This window comes from Streptomyces sp. CNQ085, assembly GCF_022614595.1.
Lineage (GTDB): Bacteria > Actinomycetota > Actinomycetes > Streptomycetales > Streptomycetaceae > Streptomyces.
The window spans coordinates 9000-14363 of sequence record NZ_JAJFAU010000128.1; the positions used below are offsets into that span (position 1 = coordinate 9000).

Consider the following 5364-nt stretch of genomic DNA (forward strand, 5'->3'; position numbering starts at 1 on the left):
CCGCAGGACGGCCCGCGGGGGCCGGCCGACGCGCCCGAGTCCTCCGAGCCCTCCCTGCCCGGGCAGTCCCGTGGCGAGCAGGACACCGGGCCCGGTACCTCGCGCGCTCCGGGGTGCCCCCGAGAACCGCCGTCAGCGGGAGACGGTGACCTCCACGCGCTGGAACTCCTTGAGCTCCGAGTAGCCGGTGGTGGCCATGGCCCGGCGCAGGGCGCCGAAGAAGTTCATGTGGCCCTCGGGGCTGTGCGAGGGACCGAGCAGGATCTCCTCGGTGGTGCCGACCGTGCCGAGGTTGACGCGCCTGCCGCGCGGCACGTCCTCGTGGACGGCCTCCATGCCCCAGTGGTGCCCATGGCCGGGCGCGTCGGTGGCGCGGGCCAGCGGGGAGCCCATCATCACCGCGTCCGCGCCGCAGGCGACGGCCTTGGGCAGGTCGCCGGACCAGCCCACGCCGCCGTCGGCGATGACGTGGACGTACCGGCCGCCGGACTCGTCCAGGTAGTCGCGGCGGGCCGCCGCCACGTCGGCGACGGCGGTGGCCATCGGCACCTGGATGCCCAGCACGTTGCGGGTGGTGTGCGCGGCGCCGCCGCCGAAACCGACGAGTACGCCCGCCGCACCGGTGCGCATCAGGTGCAGCGCGGCGGTGTACGTGGCACAGCCGCCGACGATGACGGGGACATCGAGCTCGTAGATGAACTGCTTGAGGTTGAGCGGTTCGGCCGCCGAGGAGACGTGCTCGGCGGAGACGGTGGTGCCGCGGATGACGAAGATGTCCACGCCCGCGTCCACGACCGCCTTGGAGAACTGCGCGGTGCGCTGCGGCGACAGCGCGGCGGCCGTCACCACGCCGGAGTCGCGCACCTCCTTGATCCGCTGCCCGATCAGCTCCTCCTGGACGGGGGCGGAGTAGATCTCCTGGAGGCGGCGGGTCGCCGCGCCCTCGTCCAGCTCGGCGATCTCGTGGAGCAGCGGCTCGGGATCCTCGTAACGCGTCCACAGGCCCTCGAGGTTGAGTACCCCCAGGCCGCCCAGCTCGCCGATGCGGATCGCGGTGCGCGGCGAGACGACCGAGTCCATCGGGGCGGCCAGGAACGGCAGCTCGAAGCGGTAGGCGTCGATCTGCCAGGCGATCGAGACCTCCTTCGGGTCCCGCGTGCGGCGGCTGGGCACCACCGCGATGTCGTCGAAGGCGTACGCCCGCCTCCCGCGCTTGCCGCGGCCGATCTCGATCTCAGTCACGTGCTGTGCCCTTCCTACGGTCTACGCCCCCAGTATCCCCGAGCGGGGCACCGGGGGCGCGCACCGGGGCGCCGGAAGCGGTCACGGCCCGGGCGGGCCGTAACCGCTTCCGGTCGGTCCGTCTCAACGCCGGGAGTAGTTCGGCGCCTCGGTGGTCATCTGGACGTCGTGCGGATGGCTCTCCTTGAGCCCGGCCGCGGTGATACGCACGAAGCGGCCCCTGGCCTTCAGCTCCGGCACCGTCCGGCCTCCGACGTAGAACATCGACTGCCGCAGGCCACCAACGAGCTGGTGCACCACCGCGCCCAGCGGGCCGCGGTAGGGGACCTGGCCCTCGACGCCCTCGGGGATGAGCTTGTCGTCGGCGCCGACCGCCTCCTGGAAGTAGCGGTCCTTGGAGTAGGACTTGGCCTGGCCGCGCGACTGCATCGCACCCAGCGAGCCCATGCCGCGGTAGGACTTGAACTGCTTGCCGTTGATGAACAGCAGCTCGCCCGGCGACTCCTCGCAGCCGGCCAGCAGGCTGCCGAGCATCACGGTGTCGGCGCCGGCGACCAGGGCCTTGGCGATGTCGCCGCTGTACTGCAGCCCGCCGTCGCCGATGACCGGGACGCCGCTCTCCCTCGCGGCGAGCGCCGCCTCGTAGATCGCGGTGACCTGCGGGACGCCGATGCCGGCGACGACGCGGGTGGTACAGATCGAGCCCGGACCGACGCCGACCTTGACGCCGTCGGCGCCGGAGTCGATCAGCGCCCTGGCGCCGTCGCGGGTGGCGACGTTGCCGCCCACCACGTCGACCGAGGAGTTGGACTTGATCTTGGCGATCATCTCGCCGACCAGCTTCGAGTGGCCGTGCGCGGTGTCCACGACGATGAAGTCGGCGCCCGCCTCGATCAGCGCCTGGGCCCGCTCGAAGGCGTCGCCGGCCACCCCGACCGCCGCGCCGACGATGAGCCGGCCCTCGGCGTCCTTGGCGGCGTGCGGGTACTTCTCCGCCTTGACGAAGTCCTTGACGGTGATCAGACCCTTGAGCACGCCCCCGCCGTCGACCAGTGGCAGTTTCTCGATCTTGTGACGGCGCAGCAGCTCCATGGCGTCCGCGCGCGAGATGCCCACCTTGCCGGTGACCAGCGGCATCGGCGTCATGACCTCGCGGACCTCGCGGCTGCGGTCGGTCTCGAAGGCCATGTCGCGGTTGGTGACGATGCCCAGCAGCCTGCCGGCCGCGTCGGTGACCGGCACGCCGCTGATGCGGAAGCGGCCGCACAGCTCGTCGGCCTCGCGCAGCGTGGCGTCGGGGCGGATGGTGATCGGATCGGTGACCATGCCGGACTCCGACCGCTTGACCTGGTCGACCTGGTAGGCCTGGCCCTCGATCGACAGGTTGCGGTGCAGCACGCCGACACCGCCCTGCCGGGCCATGGCGATCGCCATGCGGGCCTCGGTGACCTTGTCCATCGCCGCGGAGATCAGCGGGACGTTCACCCTCACGTTGCGCGAGACGTACGAGGAGGTGTCGATGTCCTGCGGGGCCATGTCCGACTCGCCCGGCAGCAGCAGCACGTCGTCGTAGGTCAGCCCGAGTGCGGCGAACTTCGCGGGAACCCCGTCGGCACTGCCGACGCTGCCCGCACTGCCGACGTTGTCCGTCATGACGCCTTCCATGGCACCTTCCCCAATACTCTTGCCCGGCGCGGACGTCCATGCTAACGGGCCCGGGAAGGGCCCCGTGCCGCCCGCGGAACCGTCCGCGGCTCCGCCGCCGGACCGCCGGACAGCTGTGACCGGCCCCGGATCACTGCTCCGCGAGAGCGCGCAGCCGTGACAGGGCTCGATGCTGGGCAACGCGTACGGCCCCCGGGGACATTCCGAGCATCTGCCCGGTCTCCTCGGCGGTGAGTCCGACCGCCACTCGCAGCAGCACCAGTTCGCGCTGGTGTTCGGGAAGGTTGGCCAGCAGCTTCCTCGCCCACTCCGCGTCGCTGCTCAGCAGGGCCCGCTCCTCCGGACCCAGCGAGTCGTCGGGCCGCTCGGGCATCTCGTCCGAGGGCACCGCGGTGCTGCCCGGCCCGCGCATGGCGGCCCGCTGGAGGTCGGCGACCTTGTGCTGGGCGATGGCGACCACGAACGCCTCGAAGGGCTTGCCGGTGTCGCGGTAGCGCGGCAGCGCGCACAGCACCGCCAGGCAGACCTCCTGCGCCAGGTCGTCCACGAAGTGCCGGGCGTCCCCGGGCAGCCGGGTCAGCCGCGTCCTGCAGTACCGCAGGGCGAGGGGGTGGACGCGGGCGAGGAGGTCGTGGGTGGCCCGCTCGTCGCCCTCCACCGCACGCTGGACGAGGGCACCGATCTCACCGCGGCCGTCCGCCGCGGATGGCGTCTCGTCGTCACGCATCGGTCCATGGTGCACCCGGCGCGGCCGTTCCGCCGCACCCCGTCCGTGGTTGTGCGCTGAAGCGTTATGGGCAGGGGCACTCGCTGTCACGTCCCGCGCCCTCCCCTCACGCCTGGCCGTCACGTCCCCGAGGAACTCCATACATCCAGGATGCGGCACACCGGGGATTACGGCACCGGAGCGTCCTCCCGGGGCCCCGCCCACGCCCCGCACCCCGCACGCACAGTGCGTACGACGTGCGAGGACGGCCGCGGGCGAGGAGCGCGGCGGCTCCACCACTCCGGTGCCGCCGGGTGTCCGCGGTCCGGGGGGGGGACCGGACCGGCGGACGGGACTTCCACGACACCCCCTAACGGACGAGGCCCCAGCGGAAGCCGAGCGCCACGGCGTGTGCCCTGTCGGAGGCTCCCAGCTTCTTGAACAGTCTCCGCGCATGGGTCTTCACCGTGTCCTCGGACAGGAACAGCTCGCGTCCGATCTCGGCGTTGGAGCGGCCGTGGCTCATCCCCTCCAGCACCTGGATCTCACGGGCGGTGAGTGTCGGCGCGGCACCCATCTCGGCCGAGCGCAGCCGCCGCGGCGCGAGCCGCCAGGTGGGGTCGGCCAGCGCCTGGGTGACCGTGGCCCGCAGCTCGGCGCGCGAGGCGTCCTTGTGCAGGTAGCCGCGGGCGCCGGCGGCGACGGCGAGTGCGACGCCGTCCAGGTCCTCCGCCACGGTCAGCATGATGATGCGGGCGCCGGGGTCGGCCGACAGCAGGCGCCGCACGGTCTCGACACCGCCCAGGCCGGGCATCCGGACGTCCATGAGGATGAGGTCGGACCGGTCCGCGCCCCAGCGGCGGAGGACTTCCTCGCCGTTGGCCGCGGTCGTCACACGTTCCACACCGGGCACGGTCGCGACCGCGCGGCGCAGCGCCTCTCGGGCAAGCGGGGAGTCGTCGCAGACGAGGACGGAAGTCATGATCGCCCTCCGCAGCTCATGCGCATCACCTTAGGCCTCCAGGGCTGGTACGAATCGTCACCTGTGCGGTTGACCGTCCCGGACATCCGTCCGGCACTTGTCTGTGTCAACCGCCTCCGCACACTCAACGACGGTCACCCGAAAGAGTTACGGTCTCCGGCGTCCGCTTTCAACACCCTACGTGATTGCGTCGACACGGAGAGGGTATCCCGCGCAGATCAGCGGCCGTGTCGTCATTTGCCCTGTTTGGAGGGTTTTCTTTTTATTACCCGCGTATGTCCCAATAATCTCGAAGATGCATATTTACATCTACTCGTACCGTGGATGTACGGTCGTGACTGTTCTCGACTGGTTCCCCGGCATCAGTTCGCTTCGAGAGGACGAGCCATGGCAGATTTCTCCCGCCTTCCGGGTCCCAACGCCGATCTGTGGGACTGGCAGCTGCTGGCCGCCTGTCGAGGAGTCGACAGCTCGCTGTTCTTCCACCCCGAGGGGGAGCGCGGAGCTGCCCGCAGCGCACGCGAGGCCTCCGCGAAGGAGGTGTGCATGCGCTGCCCGGTGCGGGCGGAGTGCGCCGCCCACGCGCTCACCGTGCGTGAGCCGTACGGGGTGTGGGGCGGACTGACCGAGGACGAGCGCGAGGAACTCATGGGGCGGGCCCGCACCAGGCTGATCGGCGCGGCCGGAGCGTAGCGCCGCGCTTCGCACGCCCCCGAACGCCCCCCGACACTCTCCGCGGATCCGCGCCCGGCACGCCCGGGTGCCGGGC

At 71.6% G+C, this 5364-nt stretch carries 5 protein-coding genes; 1 reads left to right on the forward strand and 4 read right to left on the reverse strand.

Translation table 11 applies throughout. The annotated features are described in order from the left end of the window. Window positions 1-132: 132 nt before the first annotated feature. The 4 genes from LJ221_RS19020 to LJ221_RS19035 form a co-directional block, all read right to left on the reverse strand. Complete coding sequence (locus LJ221_RS19020) at window positions 133-1242, reverse strand: GuaB3 family IMP dehydrogenase-related protein (RefSeq protein WP_241717937.1); 1110 nt, start codon at window positions 1240-1242, stop codon at window positions 133-135. Window positions 1243-1365: 123 nt separating this feature from the next. Then, complete coding sequence (gene guaB, locus LJ221_RS19025; RefSeq protein WP_241717938.1) at window positions 1366-2895, reverse strand: IMP dehydrogenase; 1530 nt, start codon at window positions 2893-2895, stop codon at window positions 1366-1368. Window positions 2896-3037: 142 nt separating this feature from the next. Then, on the reverse strand, window positions 3038-3634 hold the full coding sequence (locus tag LJ221_RS19030) for a sigma-70 family RNA polymerase sigma factor (RefSeq protein ID WP_281250789.1): 597 nt from the start codon (window positions 3632-3634) through the stop codon (window positions 3038-3040). A gap of 349 nt (window positions 3635-3983) precedes the next feature. Then, a complete protein-coding gene (locus tag LJ221_RS19035; protein ID WP_003948568.1) occupies window positions 3984-4595 on the reverse strand; it encodes a response regulator transcription factor in 612 nt (203 codons plus the stop codon). Window positions 4596-4982: 387 nt separating this feature from the next. Here LJ221_RS19035 and LJ221_RS19040 point away from each other — a divergent pair, with 387 nt between their 5' ends. After that, window positions 4983-5288 (forward strand): WhiB family transcriptional regulator, encoded by a 306-nt coding sequence (locus LJ221_RS19040; protein ID WP_241717940.1) that lies wholly within the window; start codon window positions 4983-4985, stop codon window positions 5286-5288. Window positions 5289-5364: the final 76 nt, after the last annotated feature.

Coding starts and splice junctions, on each gene's coding strand:
- guaB (WP_241717938.1), bottom strand. CDS start 2,895: ATGACGGACAACGTCGGCAGTGCGGGCAGCGTCGGCAGTGCCGACGGG.
- LJ221_RS19030 (WP_281250789.1), bottom strand. CDS start 3,634: ATGCGTGACGACGAGACGCCATCCGCGGCGGACGGCCGCGGTGAGATC.
- LJ221_RS19035 (WP_003948568.1), bottom strand. CDS start 4,595: ATGACTTCCGTCCTCGTCTGCGACGACTCCCCGCTTGCCCGAGAGGCG.
- LJ221_RS19040 (WP_241717940.1), top strand. CDS start 4,983: ATGGCAGATTTCTCCCGCCTTCCGGGTCCCAACGCCGATCTGTGGGAC.